Source organism: Glutamicibacter sp. BS14 (genome assembly GCF_056934375.1).
The window spans coordinates 1426381-1451531 of sequence record NZ_CM167801.1 but is presented as its reverse complement, the minus strand read 5'-3'; the positions used below and the strand labels follow the sequence as shown (position 1 = coordinate 1451531).

General features: G+C 62.1%; 25 protein-coding genes and 1 riboswitch. Of the genes, 10 read left to right on the top strand and 15 right to left on the bottom strand.

The window, feature by feature from the left end; translation table 11 throughout:
- Positions 1-64: 64 nt before the first annotated feature.
- Positions 65-162, bottom strand: a riboswitch (glycine riboswitch).
- A 102-nt stretch (positions 163-264) separates the two neighbouring features.
- Both AC1Z36_RS06855 and AC1Z36_RS06850 read right to left on the bottom strand, forming a co-directional pair.
- Positions 265-1041: an SGNH/GDSL hydrolase family protein gene (locus AC1Z36_RS06855; RefSeq protein WP_442904123.1), complete on the bottom strand. Its 777-nt coding sequence runs from the start codon at positions 1039-1041 to the stop codon at positions 265-267.
- Positions 1042-1088: 47 nt separating this feature from the next.
- Positions 1089-2261, bottom strand: coding sequence for a serine hydrolase domain-containing protein (locus AC1Z36_RS06850; protein ID WP_483561865.1), 1173 nt, complete (start codon positions 2259-2261; stop codon positions 1089-1091).
- 265 nt (positions 2262-2526) lie between these two features.
- On the opposite strand from AC1Z36_RS06850, the gene AC1Z36_RS06845 reads away from it, so the two are divergent.
- A complete protein-coding gene (locus AC1Z36_RS06845; RefSeq protein WP_402695774.1) occupies positions 2527-3975 on the top strand; it encodes an APC family permease in 1449 nt (482 codons plus the stop codon).
- A gap of 63 nt (positions 3976-4038) precedes the next feature.
- Here AC1Z36_RS06845 and AC1Z36_RS06840 read toward each other — a convergent pair whose 3' ends face one another.
- A complete protein-coding gene (locus AC1Z36_RS06840) occupies positions 4039-4968 on the bottom strand; it encodes an RNase H family protein (RefSeq protein WP_402695772.1) in 930 nt (309 codons plus the stop codon).
- Positions 4969-5085: 117 nt separating this feature from the next.
- Here AC1Z36_RS06840 and AC1Z36_RS06835 point away from each other — a divergent pair, with 117 nt between their 5' ends.
- A complete protein-coding gene (locus tag AC1Z36_RS06835; protein ID WP_483561864.1) occupies positions 5086-5394 on the top strand; it encodes a hypothetical protein in 309 nt (102 codons plus the stop codon).
- A 69-nt stretch (positions 5395-5463) separates the two neighbouring features.
- On the opposite strand, the gene AC1Z36_RS06830 is transcribed toward AC1Z36_RS06835, so the two are convergent.
- Complete coding sequence (locus AC1Z36_RS06830; RefSeq protein ID WP_332595049.1) at positions 5464-6573, bottom strand: glutathione S-transferase family protein; 1110 nt, start codon at positions 6571-6573, stop codon at positions 5464-5466.
- 124 nt (positions 6574-6697) lie between these two features.
- Positions 6698-7273 carry an NADPH-dependent FMN reductase gene (locus AC1Z36_RS06825; protein WP_332489107.1) on the bottom strand — a complete coding sequence of 192 codons (576 nt, stop codon included), beginning with the start codon at positions 7271-7273 and terminating at the stop codon, positions 6698-6700.
- A 141-nt stretch (positions 7274-7414) separates the two neighbouring features.
- Here AC1Z36_RS06825 and AC1Z36_RS06820 point away from each other — a divergent pair, with 141 nt between their 5' ends.
- Positions 7415-7900 carry a MarR family winged helix-turn-helix transcriptional regulator gene (locus AC1Z36_RS06820; RefSeq protein ID WP_105659082.1) on the top strand — a complete coding sequence of 162 codons (486 nt, stop codon included), beginning with the start codon at positions 7415-7417 and terminating at the stop codon, positions 7898-7900.
- On the opposite strand, the gene AC1Z36_RS06815 is transcribed toward AC1Z36_RS06820, so the two are convergent.
- Positions 7897-9741 (bottom strand): ABC transporter ATP-binding protein, encoded by a 1845-nt coding sequence (locus tag AC1Z36_RS06815; protein WP_402695770.1) that lies wholly within the window; start codon positions 9739-9741, stop codon positions 7897-7899. The genes AC1Z36_RS06820 and AC1Z36_RS06815 overlap by 4 nt on opposite strands.
- Positions 9742-9932: 191 nt before the next feature.
- On the opposite strand from AC1Z36_RS06815, the gene AC1Z36_RS06810 reads away from it, so the two are divergent.
- A complete protein-coding gene (locus AC1Z36_RS06810) occupies positions 9933-10325 on the top strand; it encodes a MarR family winged helix-turn-helix transcriptional regulator (RefSeq protein ID WP_332498785.1) in 393 nt (130 codons plus the stop codon).
- Between the two features lie 75 nt (positions 10326-10400).
- On the opposite strand, the gene AC1Z36_RS06805 is transcribed toward AC1Z36_RS06810, so the two are convergent.
- The 3 genes from AC1Z36_RS06805 to AC1Z36_RS06795 are packed head-to-tail and all read right to left on the bottom strand — an operon-like array spanning position 10401 to position 14464.
- Positions 10401-12308, bottom strand: a complete 1908-nt coding sequence (locus AC1Z36_RS06805) for an SIP domain-containing protein (RefSeq protein WP_105659085.1) — start codon at positions 12306-12308, stop codon at positions 10401-10403.
- Positions 12309-12311: 3 nt separating this feature from the next.
- Positions 12312-13418 (bottom strand): FecCD family ABC transporter permease, encoded by a 1107-nt coding sequence (locus tag AC1Z36_RS06800; RefSeq protein ID WP_286172314.1) that lies wholly within the window; start codon positions 13416-13418, stop codon positions 12312-12314.
- On the bottom strand, positions 13415-14464 hold the full coding sequence (locus AC1Z36_RS06795) for a FecCD family ABC transporter permease (RefSeq protein ID WP_133834853.1): 1050 nt from the start codon (positions 14462-14464) through the stop codon (positions 13415-13417). The genes AC1Z36_RS06800 and AC1Z36_RS06795 overlap by 4 nt, the downstream gene beginning before the upstream one ends.
- 20 nt (positions 14465-14484) lie before the next feature.
- Between AC1Z36_RS06795 and AC1Z36_RS06790 the strand changes: the two genes are divergently transcribed.
- Positions 14485-15285: an MBL fold metallo-hydrolase gene (locus AC1Z36_RS06790; RefSeq protein WP_483561863.1), complete on the top strand. Its 801-nt coding sequence runs from the start codon at positions 14485-14487 to the stop codon at positions 15283-15285.
- A gap of 6 nt (positions 15286-15291) precedes the next feature.
- Here AC1Z36_RS06790 and AC1Z36_RS06785 read toward each other — a convergent pair whose 3' ends face one another.
- From AC1Z36_RS06785 to AC1Z36_RS06775, 3 genes are all read right to left on the bottom strand, one after another.
- On the bottom strand, positions 15292-16350 hold the full coding sequence (locus AC1Z36_RS06785; RefSeq protein WP_133834855.1) for an ABC transporter substrate-binding protein: 1059 nt from the start codon (positions 16348-16350) through the stop codon (positions 15292-15294).
- Positions 16351-16540: 190 nt separating this feature from the next.
- Positions 16541-17866 carry an FtsX-like permease family protein gene (locus AC1Z36_RS06780; RefSeq protein ID WP_388025229.1) on the bottom strand — a complete coding sequence of 442 codons (1326 nt, stop codon included), beginning with the start codon at positions 17864-17866 and terminating at the stop codon, positions 16541-16543.
- The gene (locus AC1Z36_RS06775) at positions 17863-18606 is read right to left on the bottom strand and encodes an ABC transporter ATP-binding protein (protein ID WP_388025231.1); all 744 of its coding nucleotides are present in this window, start codon (positions 18604-18606) and stop codon (positions 17863-17865) included. The genes AC1Z36_RS06780 and AC1Z36_RS06775 overlap by 4 nt, the downstream gene beginning before the upstream one ends.
- 132 nt (positions 18607-18738) lie before the next feature.
- Here AC1Z36_RS06775 and AC1Z36_RS06770 point away from each other — a divergent pair, with 132 nt between their 5' ends.
- Entirely contained in the window at positions 18739-18999 is a 261-nt protein-coding gene (locus AC1Z36_RS06770) for a glutaredoxin family protein (protein WP_133834858.1), read from the top strand.
- A 64-nt stretch (positions 19000-19063) separates the two neighbouring features.
- Positions 19064-19708 carry a YqaJ viral recombinase family protein gene (locus AC1Z36_RS06765; protein ID WP_286134416.1) on the top strand — a complete coding sequence of 215 codons (645 nt, stop codon included), beginning with the start codon at positions 19064-19066 and terminating at the stop codon, positions 19706-19708.
- A 69-nt stretch (positions 19709-19777) separates the two neighbouring features.
- Here AC1Z36_RS06765 and AC1Z36_RS06760 read toward each other — a convergent pair whose 3' ends face one another.
- Entirely contained in the window at positions 19778-20872 is a 1095-nt protein-coding gene (locus tag AC1Z36_RS06760) for a mechanosensitive ion channel family protein (RefSeq protein ID WP_365943121.1), read from the bottom strand.
- A 382-nt stretch (positions 20873-21254) separates the two neighbouring features.
- Between AC1Z36_RS06760 and AC1Z36_RS06755 the strand changes: the two genes are divergently transcribed.
- From AC1Z36_RS06755 to AC1Z36_RS06745, 3 genes are all read left to right on the top strand, one after another.
- Positions 21255-21629: an AMIN-like domain-containing (lipo)protein gene (locus AC1Z36_RS06755; RefSeq protein ID WP_483561862.1), complete on the top strand. Its 375-nt coding sequence runs from the start codon at positions 21255-21257 to the stop codon at positions 21627-21629.
- A 95-nt stretch (positions 21630-21724) separates the two neighbouring features.
- Complete coding sequence (locus AC1Z36_RS06750; protein WP_483561861.1) at positions 21725-22723, top strand: PhzF family phenazine biosynthesis protein; 999 nt, start codon at positions 21725-21727, stop codon at positions 22721-22723.
- Positions 22724-22784: 61 nt separating this feature from the next.
- Complete coding sequence (locus AC1Z36_RS06745) at positions 22785-24239, top strand: DHA2 family efflux MFS transporter permease subunit (protein WP_105659094.1); 1455 nt, start codon at positions 22785-22787, stop codon at positions 24237-24239.
- A 78-nt stretch (positions 24240-24317) separates the two neighbouring features.
- Here the strand turns inward: AC1Z36_RS06745 and AC1Z36_RS06740 are convergent, their stop codons facing one another.
- Both AC1Z36_RS06740 and AC1Z36_RS06735 read right to left on the bottom strand, forming a co-directional pair.
- Positions 24318-24500, bottom strand: coding sequence for a hypothetical protein (locus AC1Z36_RS06740; RefSeq protein ID WP_105662724.1), 183 nt, complete (start codon positions 24498-24500; stop codon positions 24318-24320).
- Between the two features lie 104 nt (positions 24501-24604).
- Positions 24605-25036, bottom strand: coding sequence for a DoxX family membrane protein (locus AC1Z36_RS06735; RefSeq protein WP_105659096.1), 432 nt, complete (start codon positions 25034-25036; stop codon positions 24605-24607).
- Positions 25037-25151: the final 115 nt, after the last annotated feature.

Below are 25151 nucleotides of genomic sequence, written 5' to 3'. Positions count from 1 at the left end.
CAAACCAAGCCGGGCACTTGCACCTTCGGTGAACCGGAACGGGCCGGTTTCTTTCCAGAGTTGCCTCATGATGGCGGTACGGGTGCCTGAGAGTTTCCTGGGGAGGAATTGCTCCTACGGCGCCCGTCCATGGTGTGAACGGGACTCTCCCGCCATCCGTCTATGGCGCGCGCTGCCGGCCGGAGACCTGCAGCACACCACCATGTTACCTGCCCCGCCCCCAAGGTCAAACAGGAGCGGGGTCCGGAAAAGTCATAAATGCGTTCAGTTGGCGTCGGCAGTTAAACGGATGTAATCAGGATATTTCGCTGACAAGGAATCACCCGACGAGGTGCCGGTGATCCGGCGCTTGACCCACGGAGCCAAATGCTCTCTGGCCCAGCCCAATTCCTGCTTCAGCTTTTCGCCGCGCGAGTTCACGGCCAGTTCCGGCAGGGACGGCTGCTGGATCCTGGAGGACCAGTTTCCCTCGGTGATCCGATGGGTGCCGAGCACGTCAAGGACCTTCGAAGCCATCAGCGTGTGGCCCAGCTCGTTCATGTGCAGCCGATCCACCGCCCAGTAGCGCAGATCGGAGAATTCGCGCCACCGCCAGTAATCGGCGATCACCGCGCCGTACTCGTCCGCGATTTCGCGAACCTTCTCGTTGTAAATGGCCGTGCGCGGACGGGTCTTGGAGAACAACGGTGACTCCACGGTGTCGAAACCGGTGAACAGCACGACCGCGCTTCCGGCTTCGGCAAAGCGGCGCACCATGCCTTCATAGCCGCGCATCAGCGCATCCAGGTCCGCCTTCGGGCGCAGGATGTCATTGCCACCGGCATAGATGGTGACCAGATCCGGGGCCAGTGCGAGCGCCTGGTCCAGCTGCTGGTTGATCACCTGCCCGATCTTCTTGCCGCGCACCGCCAGGTTGGCGTATTCCCATTCGCCTTCGGCGCAGAGCACTTCCGAAACCCGGTCCGCCCAGCCGCGGACCTGGTTGGGCCGGGTCGGATCCACATCGCCAACGCCTTCGGTGAACGAGTCACCTAGTGCCACAAACTTCTTCACTTCGCTCCTGCTTCGTTCCATTCCCGATGGGTTTACTACGCGTTGCTGCCGGCAGCCTGGGCCGACATGTTCTTCTGCATGATCAGCTGGCGGGCCAGCTGGCTGAGCTTGACCCCGGTGGAGATCTCCTTGACGCCTTCATTGCGCGAGGGGATGAAACCGAAGCCCAGCTGGTGGGCTGGATCGGCGAAGGCCAGCGAGGAATTCGCACCGTCATGGCCGTAGGCGAAAATCGATCCATAGTTGTTGCGCGCGGTGGCCTTCATGAACCCCAGGGCGAAGGCCTGCAGCAGCCCGTTGGTCCGGTCATGGCCGTAGACCAGCTCGGTGGAAACCTGGGACCAGGTGTCGGCGGTGAGGAATCCGCGGGTGGCGCCCAGTGCCGGCACTGCACCGAATGAGGCGGCATAGATTGCGGCGAGGCCTTGGGCATTGGCGACCGCGCCCATGGATGCGGGGCCCAGTTCGCGCACCTGCGGCGCGTTGGCCAGTTCGTGCCAGTTGTAGACCGGGCCGCTTTCCAGCGCGAAACCGGAGGCCGAGTTCACCGAAAGCCCGGCCGGGGAGAACGGATCGAAGAATTCCGGTGCGGCGTCAGCGCCCGGCAATACATCGCGGTAGCGCGATTCCAGCGCGGGGTCCTGGCCGATGTATGCTTCGGCTCCCAGCGGCTTGCGGATGCGCTCCTCGAAGACTTCTTTCAGTTCCTTGCCGGTGACCCGGCGTACCAGTTCTTCCATGAGCACGCCCATGGTGATCGCGTGGTAGCCGACAATGTTCTGGCCCAGCGGCCAGACGCTTGGCATGGAAGCGAGCACCTTGGCGTATTCGGCGGAGTTCAGGAGGATCTCGCTGGGCACGCCCCCGGGCACTCCGAGCACTCCCGCTTGGTGGCTGAGCACCTCGCCGACGGTGAGCTGGGCTTTCCCGTTGTCGCCGAATTCCGGCCAGTAGGTGGCAATTGGCGCGTTCGGGTCGATCAGCCCATCTTGCACGAGCAGTGCCACGACCAGCGCGCCCAGGCCCTTGGTGCAGGAGAAGACGCAGGTCAGCGCGTCACCAGAGAGGTGCTCGCCGACACTGTGGCTGAGCACCAATTCGCCGCGGTGGTACACGGCCAGCTGCGCCGAATAGCCTTCTTCCTCAGCGGCTCGCGCCTCTAGTGCTTCCGCCAGGGGCGCGAACTCTTCAGTGATCACCGATTGCATCTAAATCCTTCAAAGTGCTTGTCTCTCATCAACTAACCCTAACCGCTTCGATCCCATGGCCCGGTAGTTCCACACGCTGACCCGACACCTAGCATATAGGTACGTCAGCTCACAGCATTGGCTTGTTTAAGCCACTAATCGACATTTCACTACCGCTGGACCCCAAGTTCTGTGAGCCAGCCTTGAAGCCGGTTTGCCCACTTCATGCGCTGACCCTAAAGTTGTAATGTTTGCCTACAAAATTGAAGGAGATGATCTCGATCGCATGACTGTGAACAGTGACACGGCCGTTACCGACGGCAAAGAAACAGAACTCCGCAGGGTGATTGGCCCGAAGCTGCTGCTATTCCTCATCATGGGCGATATCATCGGCGCCGGAATTTTCGCCATCACCGGCAAAGTTGCCGGCCAGGTGGGCGGAGCCGCCTGGCTGCCGTTCCTGATCGCTTTCACGATCGCGACCCTCACCGCCTTCAGCTACCTCGAACTGGTGACCAAATACCCGCACGCGGCCGGTGCTGCCTTGTACATCCACAAGGCATTCGGCATCCACTTCGTCACCTTCCTGGTGGCGTTCACCGTGGCTTGCTCGGGCATCACCAGTGCCGCCACCTCGGCCACCTTGGTGGGGCGCAACCTGCTCATTGGCATTGGCCAGTTTGTCGAGGGTGTTCCCAACACCCCGGAAGCGGGCATGTGGGCAGCTATTGCGATCATCGTGATCCTCGCAGTGATCAACTTCCGCGGCGTGGGCGAGAGCGTGAAGTTCAACCTCGTGCTGACCATAGTTTCGCTGGCCATCATGGCCGCGATCATCGGCATCGGCTTCGCGGTGATCGCCTCGGGCCAGGGTGACATTTCCCGCCTGGTGGTCTTCGAGACCCCCACCGACCGCAGCGTCTTCGCCGCCGTGACCATGGGTACTGCCATTGCGTTCTTCGCGATGGTGGGCTTCGAGGATTCGGTGAACCTGGTTGAGGAAACCAAGAATCCCAAGAAGACCTTCCCGAAGATCATGCTCATCGGCCTGGGCATCTGCGCCTTGATCTACATGCTGGTGGCCGTCACGGTCATCATGGTGATCCCGACCGGCGATCTGCTGAACCCGAAGAACCCGGATGCCGGCATCCTGCTGGATGTTGTGCGCATCGGCCTGCCGAACCTGCCAGTTGACGCGATCTTCCCGTTCTTGACCGTCTTCGCGGTGGTCAACACCGCGCTGATGAACATGCTGATGGCTAGCCGCCTGCTCTACGGCATGGCCCGCCAAGGCGTGCTGCCGCAGTTCCTGGGCAAGGTGCATTCGACCCGACGCTCGCCATGGGCTGCGATCCTGTTCAGCACCGTGCTGGCCATCGCCTTGGTGGTCTACGTGAACTTGAGCAACGGAAGCAGCATTGTCGGCTCGCTGGGCGGCACGACCGCGCTGCTGTTGTTGTGCGTGTTCGCCGTAGTCAACGTAGCCCTGCTGGTGCTGCGCCGCGACAAGCCGGAACCCGATGCGTTCCGCGCTCCAACGATCATCCCGATCCTCGGCGTGTTCTTCTGCCTGTTCCTTGCCGGCCCATGGGCTCGTTCGCGTGAAGACTGGGTCCAGTACGAGATTGCCGGCCTGCTGCTGGTCATCGGCGTGCTGCTGTGGGCCGTGACCTGGTTGGTCAACCGGATCAACTACAAGAAGGGCGTCATCGAAACCCGCCCGGGACAGTACTGATCCCAAACCGTTAAAGCAGTGATGCCCGCCATTTGGCGGGCATCACTGCTTTAAGCGTGTTTTCTATGCGGTCTGCTCGACCGTTTCCTGGCGGAACCGAAGCTTCAGGCCGCCTTCGGTGCTCTGCCACCAGGAAGATACGACAAGCACCGGGCCCTCTGCAGGCTTCATGCGGTACGCGAGCAGCACCATCTGGGCATCCACTTCCCGGGCCGCAAGGACCTGCACCGCACCGGTACTGGGCAGGCTCGCCCCGGATTCCAGCATGGCCCGGACCGTGGCCACATCCAGCAGGCCGCCATGGCGAGTCACTTCCTGGTAGCCCGGATGCAGGAAGTCGTTGAGTTCCGCGAAACTGGTGCGGATCTGCGGGTCGAGGAAACCTTGTTCCAGTTCGAAGACGGTGGCCGCGATGTCCACGCCGGGTTCCGGTGCGGCGGCGGGTTGCCCGCCGGGTGCCAGCACGGCATCTTCAGCCGCTGGAGCTTTGGAAGCCGCTGGAGCTTTGGAAGCCGCTGGGCCGCCGACTGCGGTGTAGCCCGGTCCGGCCTCTACTACAGAGCCCTGCTGGTGCGCGGTCGCAGCCGCACGCGCATGGCCGTCAGCAGCTTCATTCAGCTCATGTCCGGCATGGCCCTTGACCCACTCGAAGGTGTACTTGCGCCCGGCAATGGCCCGGTCAAGTTCCTTGAGGATGTCCTGGTTCAAGACCGGTTTGCCGTCGGCCTTTTTCCAGCCCTTCTTCTTCCAACCCGGCATCCACTTGCTGATGCAGTTGATCGCATACTGCGAATCGCACAGGATCCTGAGTTCTTCTTCTGGCAGGTGCTCGGTGGCCCGGAAGAGTTCGAGCACCGCTTGGAGCTCCCCCATGTTGTTGGTTCCGTGGTCCCAACCGCCAGCGGCCCAGTTGTCCTGGTCCACGTACCAGGCCCAACCTGCCGGTCCGGGGTTTCCTAGGGCTGATCCATCCGCAGCTGCAATGATCGTCATGCTTTAATCCTGCCACGTTGACGCCCGCACTCGGTTCCATGCATTGGGCCATGTCGCCAGCGAATACTTGCACAATGGATCACAGCATCCAGCCAGGTCCATGCCTAGGATTGGGATGTGAAGAAAATCCTGCCTGTACTGGCCATCCTGGTTCTGGTCCTGTCCGCATGCGCTGGCCCCTCGGTTGACGAGCTGCGCCAACTCGATCCCCAGGGCCATACCGCCTGCGTGCATTTTGGCGGGGGCTTGGTTGACCCCGAGGGCATCGGCGCAACGAATATGCAGAAAGCCGCTGATCATGGGGCGAAGGCCTCCACCGAACAGATCAGCGCTGCGGTGGCCGCCGATGAATCCGGGGATCCCCAAATTACTGACTTGTCCGCTTTCCAGGAAGCTTGCGAGGGGCAAGGCTTCGATTTCGAATAGGACAGATCGGCCCAGGACCCCTCGAAATAGCGGGCTCCTGAGCCGATCCGCGGCGGATCGCCAGCGCTCCTAGGCGGGGTACAACGGGTTGTGCCCGGCTTGGACCCGCTCGTCAGCCCGGACTTCGCCCGGTGCTGTACCGTTCAGGAACGGACCGCTCTCGGCCAGCTCATCTCGGCCCGGCGCTTCGAGCCAGTTCGCCAACTCCGGCCCCTTCGGGATGATCCTGGTCGGGTTGATGTCCTCATGCACCACGTAGTAGTGCGCCTTGATCTGCTCGAAGTCGATGGTGTCGCCGAAACCCGGGGTCTGGAACAAGTCCCGCGCATAGCCCCAGAGGTTCGGCATGTCGATGAGCTTGTTGCGGTTGGCCTTGAAGTGGCCATGATAGACCGGGTCGAATCGCACCAGCGTGGTGAACAGCCGGACATCGGCCTCGGTGATGTGATCACCCATCAGGAAGCGGCGGGTGCCCAGCCGATCTTCGAGGTAGTCCAAGGTGGCGAATAACCGGTCGTAGGCATCGTTGTAGGCCTGCTGGTCCCCGGCGAACCCGGCACGGTAGACGCCGTTGTTGACCTCGGTGAAAATCCGCTTGATCAGCGGAAGCATCTCATCGAGCTGGTCCTGCGCAATGAGGTCCGGGGCGCCTTCCCGGTGGAACTCCTTCCACTGCGTGGACATGTCCCAGGTGATCTGCGGGTAGTCATTGGTGACAACCGCACCGGTGGGGATATCGACGATTGCCGGCACAGTGATGCCGCGTGGATAGTCGGCAAAGCGCTTGAAGTAGTTCTCCTGGACCCGCTCGGTACCCAGGACAGGGTCCTTGCCCCCGGGGTCCAGGTCAAAGGTCCAGCTGCGTGCGTCGTGGGTTGGGCCGGGCAGTCCGACGGACAGCGCGTCTTCCAAGCCCAGCAGGCGGCGAACGATCAGGGTGCGGTTGGCCCAGGGGCACGCGCGGGCTGCGACCAGATGGTAGCGGCCAGCTTCCACCGGCCAAAGCCGGGCCCCGTCCGAAAGCCCCGCGTTGGGATGCCCGATCTTGCTGTGGCTGTTTCCCTCGCCATAGTGCTCGGCGCTGGCATCAGCGACGATGCGGTCCTGGATGTAGTTGGTGTCCCGGGTGAATTCTCCGCCGGTGACGTAGGCGCCCTTGGTCGAATATTCCTCGCTCATCGCATTCCTTCCAAAGAATTTTGAAGTCCCGTGCATAAACCATTCACCTCGAGACTATGGCAGTTGGGCAGGTATGGAAATGGCGCAATGCACTTTTCCATTCCCCCGCCGATTTCAACCCGGTCTAGGCGTTGACCGTGGCGCCTTCACGTACGGTGCGCATCGCCTTGCTCCAGGCGAGCACCTGTTCAAGCATGGGCTGCACGCTATTGGCCGACCGTTCGGTCGGAGCGAAAGCCGAGAAGTTCTCGAAGTCGGAGAATAGCGAGAACATGCCGGTCTTCTGCACGTGGGCGATCTGCAGTTCCGAGAGGATCCCGCGCAGGTGCTCCACGGCACGCGAGCCCATGGCGGAGCCGTATCCGACCATGCCGGCGGCCTTGTTGTTCAGTTCTGCATTCAGGTAGCTCAGTGCGTTGGCCAATGCAGGCTGGACGGAGTGGTTGTACTCGCCAACAATGAAAATGTATCCATCGAATTCGCTCATCTTGGCGGCGAAGGCCTTGGTGTGCCCGTTCTGGTAGTTCTGGTAGGCGGCCGGGAACGGCTCGTCGAGCATCGGCAGGTTGAACTCGACGATGTCCACCAGCTCGTAGTCGGCACCACCGAATTCCTGGGCCCTGGCCAGCACCCATTGGGCGACGCCCTGGTTGACACGTCCTGGACGGGTGGAACCGGTAACGATAGCGATCTTCGACAAGTTGCTCTCCTTGGAGTTCTCCGGCCAACAATTTAGTTGACACGTCATCTTCTCTTGCTAAATTCCACTATACAGGAGATGATTGATGCGTCAACAATATTTTGAATGTCCCCCATGGGGACAACATGGTTAGGAAAGAGAATGAAGAGCGAAGAGACCCGCTGGCTCACCGACAGCGAGCAGGACCTCTGGCGCACCATACGCGAGTTCCTCTGGCAGTTCCCCAGTGGCATGGATCGCCAGCTGCTGCGCGATTCGAACATGCTCTCCGGTGAATACTCGGTGCTGGCTGTGCTTTCGGAAACAACCGAACCAAGTCTACGCCCGGCCGACGTGGCGACCGCATTGCGCTGGGACCGCTCGCGACTCTCCCACCTGCTGCGCCGCATGGAAGCCAAGGGCCTGGTCAGCCGCTGCTCAGATGAGACCGACCGCCGCGGGCACCAGATTACGCTCACCGCCCAGGGGCGCAAGACCATTGAGGAAGCCGCGCCAACCCACGTGAGCTTCGTGCGTGAAACCATTTTCGATTCCCTGAGCCCCTCCGAACGCACGGCATTGGAATCGGCGCTGCCGAAGATCCTGGCCTCGCTGGAAAAGCAGGGACTGAAAGATGGCCAGTGCTAGCTGGCCCTTTCGGCCAGTTCGCTCTTGGCTACCAGCTGGGCGAATTGCCCGCCAAGCTGGACCAGCTCGTCAAAAGTTCCCGCTTCGGCAATCCGGCCAGCTTCTAGCACGACGATGCGGTCCGCTCGCATCACGGTGCTCAACCGGTGCGCGATCAGCAAGGTAGTTCGCCCCAGTGCGAGCTCGTCCAGCGCCCGCTGCACCAAAGCCTCGGTGACCGTATCCAGGGCACTGGTCGCCTCGTCGAGCACCAGGACCTTGGGCTTGCGCAGCATGGTGCGGGCAATAGCCAGTCGCTGCTGCTCGCCACCGGAGAAACGGTGGCCGCGCTGCCCCACCTGGGTTTCCAGGCCCTGCGGCAGGCTGCGGACCAGCTGCGCAATCTGCGCGGCTTCCAGCGCCTGCCAGAGCTCTTCCTCGGTGGCCTGGGGCGCTGCCCACAGGAGGTTCTCCCGAATCGAAGCATGCAGCAGGTAGCTTTCCTGGGCAACGACGGAGACCGCCTGGGCGATGCCTTCAGGATCGAATTCCTTCAGGTCAATGCCGTCGAGCAATACCTGGCCCTCGGTAGGGTCAAGCAGCCGGGGCAGCAAGGACCCCAGGGTGGACTTTCCCGAACCGGTGGAACCGACAACCGCGGTCATTGTTCCCGCCTCCAGGGTCAAATCCAGCTGTTCCAGGGTGGCGCGGTCAGCCTCGGGGTAGCGGAAGCTGACATTGCGCAATTGCACTTCGCCACGCAGCTTCCCGGGTTCGACCGCTCGCGGCCGCTGGGGTACCGGCAGCGCCTGGTCCGTATCCAGGTATTCGAAGACGCGGCTGAACAAGGCCAAGGCCGAGACCCACTGGACCGAAATCTGCATCATGCCCATGACCGGACGGAAGATTCCGGCCTGCAGCCCGGTAAAGGCCACCAAGGTGCCGATGCTCATTCCCTGCCCGGTGGCGGGCAGCCCCGCCACGATGTACAGCACCGCGGGGATGGCCGCGAAAATGATGCTCATCGTGGCCATGCGCCAACGCCCGGCCAAAGCGCTTTTCATTTCCAGGTCGATGAGCTTGTGGCTGGACTCTCCGAAGGCCGCCGCATCAGCGGCTCCGGTGCCCATGATCTTGGCCAGGCGGACCCCGGAGATGCTCAGGCGCTCGTCGATCAGCGAAGCCAGGTTCGACATCTCGCGCTGGCGCTTTCCTGTCACGGCGCGGCGCAGTTTCGCGGTTTGCTTGGCAAGCAGCACCGCTGGCGGCAGCACGACCAATGAGATCAGGCTCAGTTTCCACGAGATCGCCACCATCGCGCAGGCGGTGGCCACAACGGTGGTCAGGTTCGAGGCAATGCTCGTGGCCGAATTGGTAATCACCGATTGCATCTGCCCCACGTCGTTGACCAGGCGCGACTGCACGTCCCCGGAGCGCGAGTTGGTGAAGAATCCCAGGGATTGCTTCTGCAGGTGCGTGAACAGCCCGGTCCGCAGGCCATGCATGACGCGTTGGCCCATCAGGGTTGCCCGCCAGGTCTGGACGACTTCCAGAATCGCGGTAGCCAGGGAGATCAGCACCAGTCCCACGGCACCCAAGAGCAGCAATCGGATATTGCTGTTGGGAATCGCGTCATCAATGAGTTCGCGGATGATGAACGGCTGGGCCAGGCCGATGACCGACGCTGCCACGATCAGCACCATGACCGCAATCACCGATCCCAGATGGGGCCGGAAGAGCGCGGCGATGCGCGCCAGGGACACCGGATGCTCGGTGAGCCGCTGCTTGTCCCGGGCGGCGTTGCCGGACCGCCCTTGCCCGCCACCGCCCGGATGCGGCCCCGGCATTCCCATTGCACTCATGGACTCCCCCTCTACCTCTGAATTTCTCAAGTCCAGAATAACAGAGGGAACCTCACTATGTGGTTGCATCTTGAAATTGTACCCAGAAACACACTATCCTTGAACATATGCAGAACGAAGAGCCCAAGCCTGACTTGGCAGATCTTTTCCTCCACGCTTCACGCATGCTTCGCGGCAGATGGAGGGACAGCTTGACTCCCCTGGGCATCACTCCGCACCAATCGAGGGTGCTGACCTTGCTGTCCCGGGCCGATAGGATCGGGCTGCGCAACTCGCAGCTCGCAGAACAGCTGCACATCGCCGCGCGCTCGACCACCGAGGTAGTCGACCAGCTGGAAGCCAAGGAGCTTGTCGTGCGCACCCCCGATCCGGCCGATCGCCGCGCCACGTTGATTGCGCTCAGTGCCACGGGCCGCGCCCAGCTCGGCGAGCTCGCCGAATTGCGCCGTTCGAGCATGGACGGCTATTTCGACAAGCTCGGCGACGAGGACCGCGCCGAGCTCACCCGGCTGCTGGCAATCCTGGACCGCGAGAACCCGCGGCCGGTGCGCAGCGCTTGCAAGAACCCGGCGAAAGAGAACTAGCTGCCAGCTAGCGGATAGAACCCGAGGCCCCAGCATATGCGTGCCGGGGCCTCGGGCGCTGGTTGCCGCTGCCCGCTAGTTCTCGGTCTTCCCGCGGCGCCAGTAGCCCATGAAGGCTACCTGCTTGCGGTCCACGCCGGCATCGCGCACCAGATAACGGCGCATTTCCTTGACCGTGCCGGCTTCACCGGCAATCCAGGCGTAGAACGGTGCGGAATTTTCCTGGCCTGTCTCCCACAGGATGTCCGCATCAACATCGATATCTTCCGGCTCGGCGTTGGTATGCACCACGCCGGCTGCTGGAATCGCGACTACCTGGCGCAAGGCCGACTGCAGCAATTCACCATGCTCATGGCTGCCACGGGTCAGCCACTGCACCGAGACGCCGGAGCGGGTGGAGGCACCGAGGATATCCGTGGTCTCCGGGACCTCGATCAGCGCATGGCCGGTGACGTTGGAGGGCAAGGCTTCGAGGATGGCGCAAATCGCCGGGGCGGCGGTTTCGTCACCGGCCAGCACCACGCGGGTTGCCTCGCCGCGGCGGAACTCGATGCCGCCGTAGCTGGAGTCGTTCAGGGTCTTGTTCGGGCCCAGCAGCAACAGCTGGTCGCCCACCTTGGCCCGGTCGCCGAACTCCGTAGCCGGCCCGCCCTGGAGCTGGCCGTCAACCATGTGCCCGTGCATCACGAAGTCGATATCCAGCTCGGCCGTGGCCCCGATATTGTCCCGGTGCCCGGCTTCGCGGAAGGCCCGCACGGTATAGGTGCGCATGTGGCCGCGGGTATCGGGATCAATCGACAACCAGCGCTTGTACCAGCCCTGCTGCTCGGCAGGACTGGTCATCGCGCCAGGGCGCATCGAGGCGATCTCGTCGGTCAGCGCAGTACCGCCAGCCGGTGGCAGCAAGAGCTTGATGCGCATATCCAGCGGGTGGCTGTTGGTGCCGAAGTACTCCAGGTCCTCGCCGCTGACGGTCACCCGGCGGAAGGATGGCGCGAGCTGCTGGCTATTGACCACAGTGGTGTCAAAGGCCAACGTCGGCACATGCTCATGGGCCGGGCGTTCTGATTGCGGATCAAGGGCGGCGGCTGCTTGGGCAGCTTGCTTCACATTTGCCGCCTGCTTCACCGCAGTTTTCTTTGCCGAAGCTTCGGTACGGAAAATGCCCTGGGAAGCGAGCACCTGCTCGGTGCGCAGCACCCGGTGGCGGCCAATGGGAAGCACCAGCGGAGTGCCGCCCACCGGGTCGGGGATCACGCGGCTGGGCATGCCGAAAACATCCTTGACGGTCTTTTCGGTGACCACATCGTTGGGATGGCCGGCAGCGTAGATCTTGCCGTGGCGCAGCGCCACCAGGTAGTCGGCGTAGCGGGCGGCCAGGTTCAAATCGTGCAGCACGATCACGACCGTGATCCCGCGGCTGCGGTTCAGCTCGCTGACCACATCCAGGACTTCGAGCTGGTGCGCCACGTCCAGGAAGGTGGTCGGCTCGTCGAGCAGCAGCAGGTCGGTCTCCTGCGCCAGGGCCATGGCGATCCAGACGCGCTGGCGCTGACCGCCGGAGAGCTCGTCCACCGAGCGGTCGGCCAGCTCGGTGGTGCCGGTCAGCTCCATGGCGCGATTAACCGCTGCCTCGTCCTCGGCAGAGAAGCGCTTGAACAGGCCCTGGTGCGGGTAGCGGCCGCGGCTGATCAGCTCGCGGGCGGTGATGCCGTCCGGAGCGGTGGGCGATTGCGGCAGCAAGCCCAGGGTCTTGGCGACTTCCTTGGCCGGCTTGGAGTGGATGTCCGCGCCGTCCAGGAGCACCTGGCCCCCGGCTGGCTTGAGCAGCCGCGACAATGCGCGCAGCAGGGTGGACTTGCCGCAACCGTTGGCCCCGACGACGATGCTCACCTGCCCGGCAGGGATATCCAGCGACAGCTCGTCGACGATGGTGACCTTGTCATAGGCCAGGGTCAGATCGCTTGCCTGCAAAGTGGCCATGGGTTATGCCCCGCTTCCAGTTGAGTTTGCGCGCACCAGAATCCAAATCAGGAAGGGTGCACCGAATGCGCCGGTGATAACGCCCACCGGCAGCGAAAGATCCGCGAACAGGTTCGCGGCAAAGAAATTGGCGACAGTCACCAGCGTTGCCCCGGTCAAACCGGAAAGCAGGATGTTGATCGGGCCGCGGTTCAGCGCGGCAGTAATCGGGCCGGCCAGGAAGGCAACGAACGCCATCGGCCCGGTGACGGCAATCGGCAAGGCGCCCATGGCCACAGCAACAAAGACCAAGATCGCCCGGGCCCAGCCCACGTGCAGCCCCAGGGCCGCCGCGGTGTCCTCGCCCAGCTCCAGCATTTTCAGTTGGCGAAGCACCAGGGGCAGCAACAGGATGCCGATGGCGCCAAGGGACGCCAAAAGCAGCATTGCATTCTCCCAGTTGCTCGAGGCCAGCGAGCCGGTCAGCCAGTGCATCACATCGCTGGCCGTATTCACCTGCGCCTGGGTCAGCAGGTACTGGATCAGCGCCTGGAGCATCGCGCCGATGGCCAGGCCCGCCAGGATCAGCCGGGGACCGGTCCGCGTGCCCGAGGCCGAGAGCCAGTAGATCAATGCAGCGACCAGCAGCCCGCCGGCCAGGGCGAAGGCGTTGAGCTTCCAGTCGGTATAGCCAAGGGTGATCATCGCGAAAACCGCGGCCGCCGATGCGCCGTAGCCCACGCCGATCACGTCGGGACTGGCCAGCGGGTTGCCCAGCCAGCGCTGGAACAAGGCACCGGAAATGCCCAAGCCGGCACCGGCCAGGGCACCCACCGCAATGCGCGGCAGGCGGTCGGACATGATGATGAAACTGGTGCCCGGCACCTTTTCACCGCTGAGCACCTGGAAGACTTCGGCAGCTGGGAGGCGGTCCCGCCCCCAGAACAGGTAGGCCGCCACGGCGAGCGCCAGGGCCAAACACATCCACAAGGCGGTGCGGCGCACCCGGGATCTGCGGCGGGCTGCCAGCGCCGGTGCGGCTTTCGAGGCCGGGGCCGTCGCCGGTCCGGCCGTTTCCGTGGTGCTGCGGGGCTGGGTCATGTTGGCTGCTGCCATTTCGCTCGTGCTCACAGGCTCACCGACTTCATGCCGCTGCGCATCATGATGATGAAGATCGGTCCACCCAGCATGGCGCACATGACGCCTACCTGGATCTCGCTGGGCGGGGCGATGATTCGTCCCACCGTATCAGCCAGCAAGAGCAGGATCGGCCCGGCGATCAGGCTCGCTGGCATCAGCCAGCGGTAGTCGGAACCGACCAGCAAGCGCACGGCATGCGGGATCATCAGGCCGACGAAGGCGATGGGCCCGGCCACTGCGGTGGCTGTGCCAGCGAGAATGACCACCCCGATGGAGCCGATCAGCCGGGCGCGGTTCAAGTTGAAGCCCAAGGCGATCGCGGTGTCATCGCCCATGGACACGGCATTGGATACCTTGGCGGTGGACAGCACGATCAGTGCCCCGGCGGCCACCACGGGAATGGCCCCGAGGAAGGTGTCGATGCCGCTGCTGGATAACGTGCCGATCTGCCACATGCGGAAACGGTCCATGGTGGCATCGGAAATCATCAGGATCGCATTGGTAATCGCGCCCACGCCCACAGCCATGGCGGCACCGCCCAGCGCAAGCTTAATGGGCGTGGCGCCTTCACGGCCCACGTTGGCCACGAGATAAACCAAGGCCATCACCCCAGCAGCGCCGAGGAAGGCGGCCACCATGATTCCGGCCAGGGAGCTGACGCCAAGGAACGCGATCGCCAGCACCACGGCCATGGAGGATCCGGCGTTCAAGCCCAGGATCCCGGTATCGGCCAGCGGGTTGCGGGTCAGCCCCTGCAATCCGGCGCCAGCCAAACCCAGGGCAGCGCCAACCACGATGGCTCCGACAGTGCGGGCGAAGCGGGACGCAACCACGCCCTGGTCGCCATTGGACGGGTCGAAATTCCAGATGGCATCGAACACGGTGCCCATCGAGACGTTTCGCGCGCCCAGCAGCAGCGAAGCGAACAGCGCCAGCCCGAGCAACAGGGCAAGGAGCAGCAAGGCGCCGAGCTTCCGGCCAGCTTTTGGCGACTTGGCCCCCGGTGCTTGGCGCGTAATACTTTCAGTCGCGGTCATTGGTTCCTACACTCATTGCTATGGCTCTTCTTCCCTTGCCCACTATTATCACTCCAGGCATCGGCCTGCTTCGCGCGCAGAACCCTTCTGAAATGACGTTGGACGGGACTAATTCCTATCTGCTGTTCGACCCTGCAGTGGATGAACTTCTTCCTGGAACTCCGGTCGTCCTGATTGATCCGGGCCCTGAGCTCGAGGACCATCTGCAGGCGCTGGCGGCCTTCGACATCCAACTGGTGCTCATTACCCATCGGCATGCCGATCACACGGGAAGCATCGATGCGCTCTACCGGATGACCAGTGCGCCGGTGCGTGCCATGCTGGAGCAGTACTGCCGGGATGCCCCGGTGCTCGCCGATGGCGAAACGATCAGCGCCGCCGGCGCCATCATCCAGGTGGTCTTCACCCCTGGCCACACCTCGGACTCGGTGTGCTTCATCCGCCAGGGCGGGGGTGCCCACTTGTTCACTGGGGATACCGTGCTGGGCCGGGGCACCACCATCTTGGAACACCCGGACGGCACACTGGCCGACTACCTGGATTCCTTGCATCGGTTGCTCGCGCTGCCCGATATGGCTTTGCATCCGGCGCACGGCGAGCAGCATGATTCCTCGCATCCGCTGCTGCAGATGTACATCAAGCATCGGCATGCGCGGCTGGACCAGGTGCGTGCGGCTTTGCAGAAACTCGGCAAGGCCGGGGTCCACACGCAGCCAGCTGAATTGCTGGAGCATGTCTACCCCGACCTCGATGCGCGCTTGGTGGGCGCAGCTACCCATTCCCTGGAAGCCCAATTGCACTATCTGTCAGTGAATCCCTAGCCGGAGCTACTTCGCGGCAGCTGCGTTGTCAGCAGCCTTGACGATGCCTGGAACTACGTTATCCAGTGCCCATTCGATGGACAGCGGCGAAGCCGCGGAGATCGCCAGGGTTGCTTCATCGGTGCCTGGCAGTGCCACGGCATCGTTCTTCGCGGCAGGGATCTGGCCGTAGAGCGGCTGGCCCTTGACGACATCTTCCATGGTGTTGCCCGCAACAGCCGAAGCGAAGACGATGTCCGAATCCCACTCGTTGACCTTTTCCGGCGACACGGTGAAGAAGAAGGTGTCCTTGGCGGCGTTCTTCTGCACGTACTCGGCCTGGGTCATGCCCAGTGCGCTCAGGAAGCGCGGGCGGGTGTCGCCTTCGGAGTAGATGTAGGCGGTATCCGGCGCCGAGAGGTCAGCGGCGATGAAGGTGGTGTCCTTCAGCGCTGGGTTGTCTTCGCCGACCTTGGCCAGCTTGCCTTCGATCTCTTCGATCAGGGCGTCGGCTTCTTCTTCCTTGCCCAGCATCTGGCCGGCAACTTCGGTGACCTGTTCCCAGCTGGTCAGGTAGTTAGGCTCGATGGGGCCAACGACCGGAGCGATTTCCTGCAGCTTCTCGTACTGCTCCTTCTTCAACCCCGAGTATGGAGCGAAGATGACTTGGGGCTTGCTGGCGGCGATGCCGGTGTAGTCGATGTCATCGCCCACCTTGTACTGCACGGGCGCCTTCTCGGAGCCGATGGAAGCGCCCTGCTCTTCCAGAGCGGCGTCCTTCCATGCGGTGGAGTTGTTCTCGTTCATGCCGTAGGTGTCGGTGTCCATGCCGACCGGCACGGTATCCAGAGCCAGCAGGGTATCTGCGTTGACCCACGAGATGGTCGCAATGCGTTCCGGGACTTTTTCGATCGTGGTTTCACCATAGATGTTCTCGATGGTGACCGGAGTGAAGTCTTCTGCGGCCTTGGCTGAAGTGTCAGCCGACGGATCCGCTGAGTTGCTCGACGCGCCGCAGGCGGTCAGGCCCAAGGCGAGGATGGCAGTTGAAGCGGCGAAAATTCCGGCGCGACGTGAATTTTTCATGGGTCGGTGATTCCAGACTATGCGAGGTTCTGTCAACGTTTTGTTTAGCTAGGTTAGGCATGCCTATCCGGGCCGTATGCCACGATACGCGTTTCTCTGCGCATTACGCAACACGAAACGTCCCTAATCACCGGCCCTGAAGTGACCCTAACCAAATCGGGCGGTTTTTTCGGTGGGCTGACCAGAGACTTTATTCTCTAGTTGCTAGCAGCTTCCGCGGATCAGCCACCAAAATTGCTCCCCGCACCAGCAGCAAGCCGAGTAACACGGAGACAATTACCGTGATGACCGTCAGCGGCTTGAGCAGGATGGCGGCCCCGGCCAGGGGCAGCACGAGCACCGTGGAGGCGATGGCGAAACCGATCGAGGCAGCCAGCGCCGGGATCATGATCGACTTGGTGCGCGCGGCGTTCATCGTTTCGTAGGGCATGCCCAACCGGTTCAGCCCGCGATACAGCTCAGCGCGATCCAGGGTACTGGCGCTTTGGGAGATCGCCGCCGAAGCGGCCACGCAGATGAAGCTGATCGCCAAGGTCACCAGCACGCCGGTGGTGACATCGGCCGGCACATGCTCCAGCCAGGTGCCCTGATCGAGTTCGCTTCCGGTCAGCTCCATCAAGGCGGCCCCGCTGCCGCCCACCACCGCGACGAACGAAGCCATGGCAACCCCGGATACCTGGCGCCAGGATTCGGCAGGGCTTTCCAGGATCATGCGGGCTGCCAGCAGCTCTTGCGGAGTTCTGGCCTTGCGCAGCTTGGCCTTGCCCACCTTCGCCACCAGATACGGACCGACCAGGTTCATCACCAGCAGGCCGAAGCCGAAACCGCCAACCACCACTGCGATGATCGCGGCGATGGACTGCACGAACTGGCCCATGTTGGAGAACACCATGTACAGCACCAGAATGCCGGCAAGGGTGATCACCGCGCGCAGCCAGCTGGGGGTGGGCACCGTGCTGCGGGTTGCCACCGCCAACGGGGTGATCACCAATTTGCGCAAGCCGGCAGCTGCACTGCCTGCCGAGAGGAGCACGACAGCGACTACTGCTATCGCCAGCACCCACAGCGGCAAATAGATGGCCGAACCGATCGGCGCACCTTGGAACGGAATCAGCGAGGCCACTGGTGCGGCCAGGAGGTAGAGCACGATTCCGGCGAGTGCGCCGGCCAACGCCGTGCCGGCGGCTTGCAGCACGGCCACGAGGCCGATCTGCGCCCCGGTTGCGCCGAGCAAGCGCAAGGACGACAGGGCGCGGTCATTGGACCGCGCGGAGAGCCGGGCAGCGGCCGATCCCAGCACCAGCAATGGGACTACCAGAAGCACCACGGCGAAGGCTGCCAATGGCAGGTACATCCCCTGGGCCGCGGATTCGAAACTGGTAAAGGAGTAGGCGCCTCCCAGCACGATCAGCAGGATCGCGCTGACCATGGCGTAGGCGCTGGCGGTCAGGATCAGTGGTGCCAGCCGGGACTTCGCCGGCCGGCCAAGCATCCATGACAGGTGCAGGATATTCACTTCTGGGCACCGCCATCCACGGTGGCCGATGGGCGCAGGCTGTCGCTGATCAGCTGGCCGTCCTGCAGCTGCACTACACGGTCGCAGCGCGCGGCGACATTGGGATCATGGGTCACCATCACCAGGGATTTTCCGGCACCGACGGTGCATTGCAGCAAGATCTCCAGCACTTCGAAGCCCGTGGTTGAATCCAGCGCGCCGGTAGGTTCATCGGCAAAGACCACCATCGCCCCGGTGACCTGCGCGCGGGCAATGGCTACTCGTTGCTGCTGCCCGCCGGAGAGCTGGCCGATGCGGCGTTGCTCCATTCCTGCCAGGCCCAGTTCCGCCAGGGCCGCCCCGGCACTGGAAATGGCGGCGTTGCGTGGCACGCCGTTGATCATCAAGGCCATGGCCACATTCTCTTCGGCAGTGAGCTCGGGAATCAGCAGTCCGGATTGGAAGACGAAGCCGAAGGATTCACGGCGCAGCCTGGTGCGCGCCTTATCCTTGAGCCCCTGGATATCCACCGGTGCACGGCCCGGGAAGTTCAGCATGATGCTGCCGGCGTCGGGAAGTTCAATACCGGCCAGTGCGTGCAGCAGCGTGGATTTTCCGGAACCCGAGGGGCCCATGATGGCAAGGGACTGGCCCAGTGAAATCTGCAGATCGACGCCGTTCAGTGCAGTGGTGGAACCGAAGCTGCGGTAGAGTCCGTGAGCGGCGAGTACGGGAGGATGGCCAAGGGAATTTTCAAGCATGACCCAATGTTTTCAACAAATGGTACCCGCGCGCATCAGCGCAGGGTTCCAAGTAGCCTCCGGCCAGGCTCATCCCCCGGTAGGAGCAGCCGGCAGCTAGTTCACGACGACAGCAGGAGCAGTAGGCAACAGATGAAGCTGGAACTGTATACGCAACCATTCTGCGCACCGTGCGTGCGCACGCGGCTGGCTGTCGCCCGCGTGCAGGAACTGCTGCCCGCGTTGGAGGTCGAAGAGATCAATGTCGTGGAGCAGGTGGAGCGCGGCGAGGAAATGGGAATCACCAGCACCCCGGTCATTCGGCTATTGCAGGAAGGCACGGAGAAATTCCGTGCCAGCCAGACACCGACTATCAATCAGCTGTTGACCGCTATCGCTGAAGCCAGCGACTAGTCTCACGCCAGCTCGAAGCCCAAGGTGCACGGTTCTTGCCCATTCATGGGGAAGAATAGGTCAAGTGATTACTGTGCCCGGCGTCCAACATGAATGCTTCGAACGTGTTCTAGCCGACTCTTCCAACCGCATTGAGTGGCTCCGCGCACGGGCCCAGGGCATCACCGCAACGGACGTGGCCAAGTTGTCCACCGAGAAGTCCATCAAGAACGCCGCATGGGACAAGCTCTACGGCAATGGCTTCTCCGGCAATCCCTACACCGATCACGGGCGCAAGCGCGAACCGGTCATCGCTGCCTGGGTCCAAGAGAATTTCAATATTTTCCCCTCCTCCCAGCTCTTCCACTCGCAGCATTCGAGACTCCATCTGGCGACTCCCGATGGCTTGGGTTTCGATGCATCGGGAGTTCCGGTTTTGGCTGAAATCAAGACCACCAACAAGCCCTTCAAGAAGATCCCCAAGAGCTACCTGCGCCAGGTGCTCTGGCAGCAGCATGTGATCGGGGCCGAACGCACGTTGTTCGTTTGGGAAGAGCACGATAATTTCGTGCCGGTGCGCGCGGTTCCCGAATACCTTTGGGTGGAACGCGACGATGATTTGATCCAGGATCTCATTGGCAAGGCCGAGTCGCTCATCTCCGCATTGCGCGAAGCGACGGCCCGCCAGGAGCGCTACAACGACTACGGACCCGCTGCGTTGCGGCTCTAAGTCCCCGGAAACGGCAAAAGCCGCTGATCCCAGTTCACAGTACTGGGATCAGCGGCTTCCGTTATGCCGCTAGACCGGGTTGCTTGGAATCATCCGGGGATCCGGCAGGCAATCAGGGTAGTTTTCCACCAGCTCGGCCAGCAGCTTCTCCCGAAGCATATTGCGCAGGTTCCACAGGTCCCCGGCGTTGCGCGCGGATAAATAAATGGTCACTGTTTGCAAGCCGTTTTGCGCGTCGGTCACGAGCAGCTCATTGTCCCGGCCATCCCACCAGTCGGAGGCTTCAAGCAGTTCGCTGCTGCGCTGGCGCAGGTAGGAAATCGGCGCATTGAGCTTCAGCTGCAGTGCTACGTTTCCGGAGATCTCCGTGCTGCGCCGCGACCAGTTCTCAAATGGCGTCGTGGTGAAGTAGGTCGATGGCAGGATCATCCGGCGCCCGTCGATCAGGTGCACCACGACGTAGGAGAGGGTGATCTCCTCTACCGTGCCGCGTTCCCCCTCGACTACCACCGTGTCATCCACGCGAATCGAGTCGGTAAAGGCCACTTGCAAGCCGGCAAATACGTTCGCCAAGGTTGACTGCACGGCCAGGCCAACGACCACCGAAGCCAGGCCAGCCGAGGCCAACAGGCCGGCCCCCAGCGCCCTGACTTGCTCGATCGTCAGCAGCACCGCGGCGATTGCAATGATGCAGAGCACCGCAACCAGTACCCGTCGCATCAGGCCGACCTGCGTCTGGACCTTGGCCAGCCTGCGCCCTGGACCGAATCTCACCTCGAAGCGTGCCATCATGCCGGTCTCAATCACGCGCACCAGCTTGATGATGAACCAGGTGAGGAAGAAGACCAGAATGATCAGGATGGCGAACTGCCAGGGGTTGTACCAAGTGCGTTCTCGATAGAAGACCGCGAAGGCCGACTTGGCAATAATCGAGGTAACCAGGCCGAAGAACGGGAATCTGGTGGCTTTCACGTCGGCTTCGTCCACGCCGATCCGGCGCAGCACGCGGCGGGAAACGCCGCTGAAAACAAACGCCAGGATTGCGGCTACGAGCGCACCGATGAGCAGGACAACCCAAAATTGCAACGATTCGGGGAGGAAGCTTGAGGCTGTAATGACTTCCTCGACGGTTTCGCCGATGGGTTCAACGGGGGTAGGTGACATGTTTAAAGCATGTCATATGGCGCTAAATAAATGCTGTGTGGAACCTGCCTTCCGCCCTACGGCCCGGGAGTTCTCCGGCTCCATTGCAGAAGCGTCTCAGAGTGGTTCCAATTCTTTTCTGCCCTTGCGCTTGCCGCATTCCAGGCCTTTAGTTGACTCACTGGCAGTCCGCTCTGCCTGCGGGCGCAAACCAAGAGAGACGGTGATCCATATGCGCCACGGAAAAATTGGAATCGTTCTAGGCACGGTGGCGGCAGCCTTGCTCGTGGTGACGCCCGCTTCCGCGGCGGCCCCCGCTCCGGCCGCCCTCGCGTCTGCTTCCTGCCCAACGGTTTATTGGGGATCCTTGGCCAAAACCAGCTCCTTGTCCACGCATTCCGCAGTGGAAAATCTTCGGACCGGACGGCACCTGTGCTTTGACCGGCTGGTCATCGATCTCGCAGGACCAGCTGCCAGCCATTCAGCCAGGTATGTCAGCGAACTGACCGGAATCGGTTCCGGCCTGCAGGTGGACACCACTGGCGGTGCCAACCTGGAAATCCTGGTGCAGGCCCCGGTAACCGAGGATTTCAACCCGGGCGCCGAAGTGAAGAATCTGGGCTACACGACGTTCCGCCAATTGGTGTGGCTGGGCAGCTTTGAAGGCCAAACCAAAGTGGGGCTCTCGACCAGGGCACGGCTGCCCATGCGCGTGTTCGCACTGCCTGGACCTGGCGACGGTTCACCCTTGGTCATCGATGTTGCGCACCATTGGTAAAGAAGGTTCATTTCCTTGATGCGTTCGCAACTTTTTGCGTGACGTACCACGTAACACCGGGTCAACCTGCTGATTAATGTGCCACCATGCTAAGTATGTCGCGCACATTCTCTTATCAGCAGGTTGATGTCTTTGCACCCACTGCTTTCAACGGCAATGGCCTGGGAGTCGTGTTCAATGCCGACAGCCTGAGCGATGACCAGATGCAGCACTTTGCGCAGTGGCTGAATCTTGCGGAAACTGTATTCTTCGTCGAGCCCACTGATGAGGAAGCGGACTACGCCATTCGCATTTTCACCCCGAGCACCGAGCTGCCCTTTGCTGGCCATCCGACGCTGGGCGCGGCTCATGCTTGGCTGGAGTCCGGTGGCGAGGCTGGTCCCGCAGGCCATCTGATCCAGCAATGCGGTGCCGGGCTGATTCCGGTGCGTGTGGAACGGGAAAGCAGCGACCGCCACTCGCGGCGCTTGGCCTTCCTCGCACCCCCGCTGACCAGGTCGGGCCCTTTGGAACCAGATGTCCTGCAATGGGCGATTGCCGGGCTGGGCATTCGCGAAGAAGACGTGGTGGACCACCAGTGGCTGGTCAACGGTCCGCATCCTGCGGGCCTGGTGCTGCGTGACGCCGATATCGTGCTGGGCATCGAACCTGACTATGAGGCGCTGCAGGGATTGGAAGTAGGCGCCATCGGCCCCTACACCGCAGCCAGCGTTTCGCAGAGCGTGTGGCAACCGCGCGGATCGGTCATGCCGCGCGTTTCCGGTACCCGCGAAGAGCTGCGTCCGCTGGACTTCTCTGATTTTGAGCGTTCCGAAGAGCGCTTCCGCAATGTGGTGCTGCAGCCTCCGGCGGACTATGAGGTCCGTGCCTTCATTCCCGGCGAGGCTGTTCCGGAAGACCCTGCCACCGGTTCGCTGAATGCTGCGTTCGGCATCTGGCTGACGCAGACCGGTTATGCACCCCAGCGCTATACCGTGCGCCAGGGCACGCGTTTGGGCCGCGAAGCGATCTTGCATATTGAAGCTACCGAAAAAGGCGTCTGGGTCAGTGGCGATGTCGCCACCCGCATCTCGGGCGATGTGAGTTTCGACTGATTTCCTATGCATAGTTTCGCTATCCGTTCCGCACAGGGCTGATAGGGACTAGCCTTGACCAGTGCCTGAAACTGCGAATCCCGAAACACACTTCGACAAGAAAGCCGCCTGGCGTGCCCTCTGGGCACTGGTCATCGGCTTCTTCATGATCCTGCTGGACACCACGATCGTGTCCACCGCAATGCCCTCCATCATGACGTCGCTGGACGCCGATATCTCCAGCATCTTGTGGGTCAACAGCGCGTACCTGCTCACCTTCGCGGTGCCGCTGCTGGTCACCGGGCGCCTCGGTGACCGCTTCGGTCCGCGCAATATCTACCTCATCGGCATGGTGGTCTTCTCGCTGGCCTCGCTGTGGTGCGGCTTGTCCGATTCCCTCGGCTCGCTGGTGGCGGCGCGCGCCGTCCAGGGCCTTGGCGCTTCGATGATTTCCCCTCAGGCGATGACGCTCATTACCCGCCTCTTCCCTTATCAGCACCGCGGTGCAGCCATGGGCCTATGGGGTGCAGTGGCGGGCATCGCTTCGCTGATCGGTCCGATTGCCGGCGGTCTGCTGGTGGACTCCATCGGCTGGGAATGGATCTTCTTCATCAACTTGCCCATCGCGGTAGTCAGCTTGACCATGGTCTTCAAATTCGTGCCAGCCCTTGAATCCCAAGCGCATTCCTTCGACTGGTTCGGCGTCATCCTTTCGGCGTTGGCCATGTTCTGCTTGGTCTTCGGCATCCAGGAAGGCGATGCCACCAATTGGGAACCATTCATTGGCCCGCTGAATTCGTGGCATCTGATTATCATCGGCGCGGTGCTGATGGGAGCCTTCATCTGGTGGCAGTCCAAGACCACGTCTGAACCGCTGGTTCCGCTGCGATTGTTCAAGGTCCGCAATTTCTCCTTGGCCAATGTCGCGATCACCTTCATGGGCCTGACCATCGCGACCATCGCCTTGCCGATGGTGTTCTTCTTGCAGAATGTCCGAGGCCTGACTCCCACCGAATCCGCGTTGATGATTTCTCCGATGGCTTTCGTGGCGATCTTCCTCGCGCCGCAGCTGGGAAAGAAGGTCAATCAGCTCAGCCCGCGGATCTTGGCCGTGCCCGGGTTCTTCCTGTTTGGCGGTGCCACGGTGGTCTACGCCTTCATGATGCACGCCGATATCCCGCTGTGGATGCTGCTGATTCCTTCAGCGGTTCAAGGCATCGGTTCAGCCATGATCTGGCCATCGCTGTCGCTGGCAGCCACCAAGGACTTGACCGCGCGTGATGCGGGTGCCGGTTCAGGGATTTACAACACCACCCGGCAAATCGGTTCAGTGCTTGGTTCTGCGCTGATCGCGGTGATGATGGATGCCCGCATTTCGGCACAGATCGCGCAGGCAGATTCCAAGGATCCTGCGGTGATCATGGAAGCCACGTCTGTTGGCCTGGGACAGGCACTGATGCTGCCAGGCTTCATCGGCGTGGCTGCTGTGCTCGTTGTAGCGTTCCTCAGCGATGGCAAGAAGGCGCAGCGCCACTAGCCAGAGGCAGCTCTTAACGGAGCCAGCGCCTGGTCCGGGACTCGAAAGTCGCTGGATCAGGCGCTGGCTTCGTGGTCGCTAGACCTTGTCTTCAGGTTCTTCGTTGCTATCGCCGTTCTTGAATTCATCGACCTTCTCGCCGATTTTTTCTTGGGCGTCCGCTGCGAAGTTCTTCACGTTCTCGGTAGCGTCGCCTGCGAAGTCCTTCGCGTTTTCGACTGCCTCGCCCAGCTTCTTCTTTGCATCATCTAAGAAACCCATTGGTTCTCCTCTTAGCTTGTAGTTCAAATGTGGCCGCTGAAAACCGCAGTCTCCAAGATCAACTTACGGCGTGCCGAGTGTTTTGCTCAAGCGATTCCGTCCGCTTATTTTGCTTTCTTGATCTTCTTGGCGCCCTTGCGACCAAGAATCAATGCCACAGCGATACCTGCCAGCCATACGTCCTTGGCCAGGGCGGTGCCATCCGCGGTTGGGCGGATGCCGTCGGATTCTGTCATGCCCGGAGTGCGCAGGTAGGAAGCCAGCAGCACACCGGAGAATGCGCCCAGGCCTAAGCCGGCCAGCCGCGATGGGATCAGCGGCAGCAGCAAGGCGCTACCCAGCGAGATCTCGCCGATGGATACGGCCTTACCGAAAACTGCCGGTTCCAGCTCGGCCAGCTGAGGCACGCCGTTGGCTGCCATCTGCTGCAGGCCTGCGGCGCTGGCTTCATCGATGCGCAACTTGTTGATGCCGCTGTTGAGAATGAACGCACCACTGACCAAACGTAGCGCGGCGTTTGCAATCGAGATTCCCATGGGCCCTCACTTCTCTTTCATTTCGTCCAAGAATGGCGTTCCTGCATGGAACGCCCTGATGTTCAGCGTAGTCATGGGCGCAGTAGTTCACAATCATTTGCGCGGCGCGCATAGC

Excerpts from the sequence above, each read along its gene's own strand:
- AC1Z36_RS06815 (WP_402695770.1), bottom strand. The coding sequence starts at position 9,741 with ATGAGTGCAATGGGAATGCCGGGGCCGCATCCGGGCGGTGGCGGGCAA.
- AC1Z36_RS06830 (WP_332595049.1), bottom strand. The coding sequence starts at position 6,573 with ATGAGCGAGGAATATTCGACCAAGGGCGCCTACGTCACCGGCGGAGAA.
- AC1Z36_RS06840 (WP_402695772.1), bottom strand. The coding sequence starts at position 4,968 with ATGACGATCATTGCAGCTGCGGATGGATCAGCCCTAGGAAACCCCGGA.
- AC1Z36_RS06845 (WP_402695774.1), top strand. The coding sequence starts at position 2,527 with ATGACTGTGAACAGTGACACGGCCGTTACCGACGGCAAAGAAACAGAA.
- AC1Z36_RS06785 (WP_133834855.1), bottom strand. The coding sequence starts at position 16,350 with ATGAAAAATTCACGTCGCGCCGGAATTTTCGCCGCTTCAACTGCCATC.
- AC1Z36_RS06805 (WP_105659085.1), bottom strand. The coding sequence starts at position 12,308 with ATGGCCACTTTGCAGGCAAGCGATCTGACCCTGGCCTATGACAAGGTC.
- AC1Z36_RS06770 (WP_133834858.1), top strand. The coding sequence starts at position 18,739 with ATGAAGCTGGAACTGTATACGCAACCATTCTGCGCACCGTGCGTGCGC.
- AC1Z36_RS06790 (WP_483561863.1), top strand. The coding sequence starts at position 14,485 with ATGGCTCTTCTTCCCTTGCCCACTATTATCACTCCAGGCATCGGCCTG.
- AC1Z36_RS06795 (WP_133834853.1), bottom strand. The coding sequence starts at position 14,464 with ATGACCGCGACTGAAAGTATTACGCGCCAAGCACCGGGGGCCAAGTCG.
- AC1Z36_RS06740 (WP_105662724.1), bottom strand. The coding sequence starts at position 24,500 with ATGGGTTTCTTAGATGATGCAAAGAAGAAGCTGGGCGAGGCAGTCGAA.
- AC1Z36_RS06735 (WP_105659096.1), bottom strand. The coding sequence starts at position 25,036 with ATGGGAATCTCGATTGCAAACGCCGCGCTACGTTTGGTCAGTGGTGCG.
- AC1Z36_RS06820 (WP_105659082.1), top strand. The coding sequence starts at position 7,415 with ATGAAGAGCGAAGAGACCCGCTGGCTCACCGACAGCGAGCAGGACCTC.
- AC1Z36_RS06760 (WP_365943121.1), bottom strand. The coding sequence starts at position 20,872 with ATGTCACCTACCCCCGTTGAACCCATCGGCGAAACCGTCGAGGAAGTC.
- AC1Z36_RS06850 (WP_483561865.1), bottom strand. The coding sequence starts at position 2,261 with ATGCAATCGGTGATCACTGAAGAGTTCGCGCCCCTGGCGGAAGCACTA.
- AC1Z36_RS06775 (WP_388025231.1), bottom strand. The coding sequence starts at position 18,606 with ATGCTTGAAAATTCCCTTGGCCATCCTCCCGTACTCGCCGCTCACGGA.
- AC1Z36_RS06750 (WP_483561861.1), top strand. The coding sequence starts at position 21,725 with ATGTCGCGCACATTCTCTTATCAGCAGGTTGATGTCTTTGCACCCACT.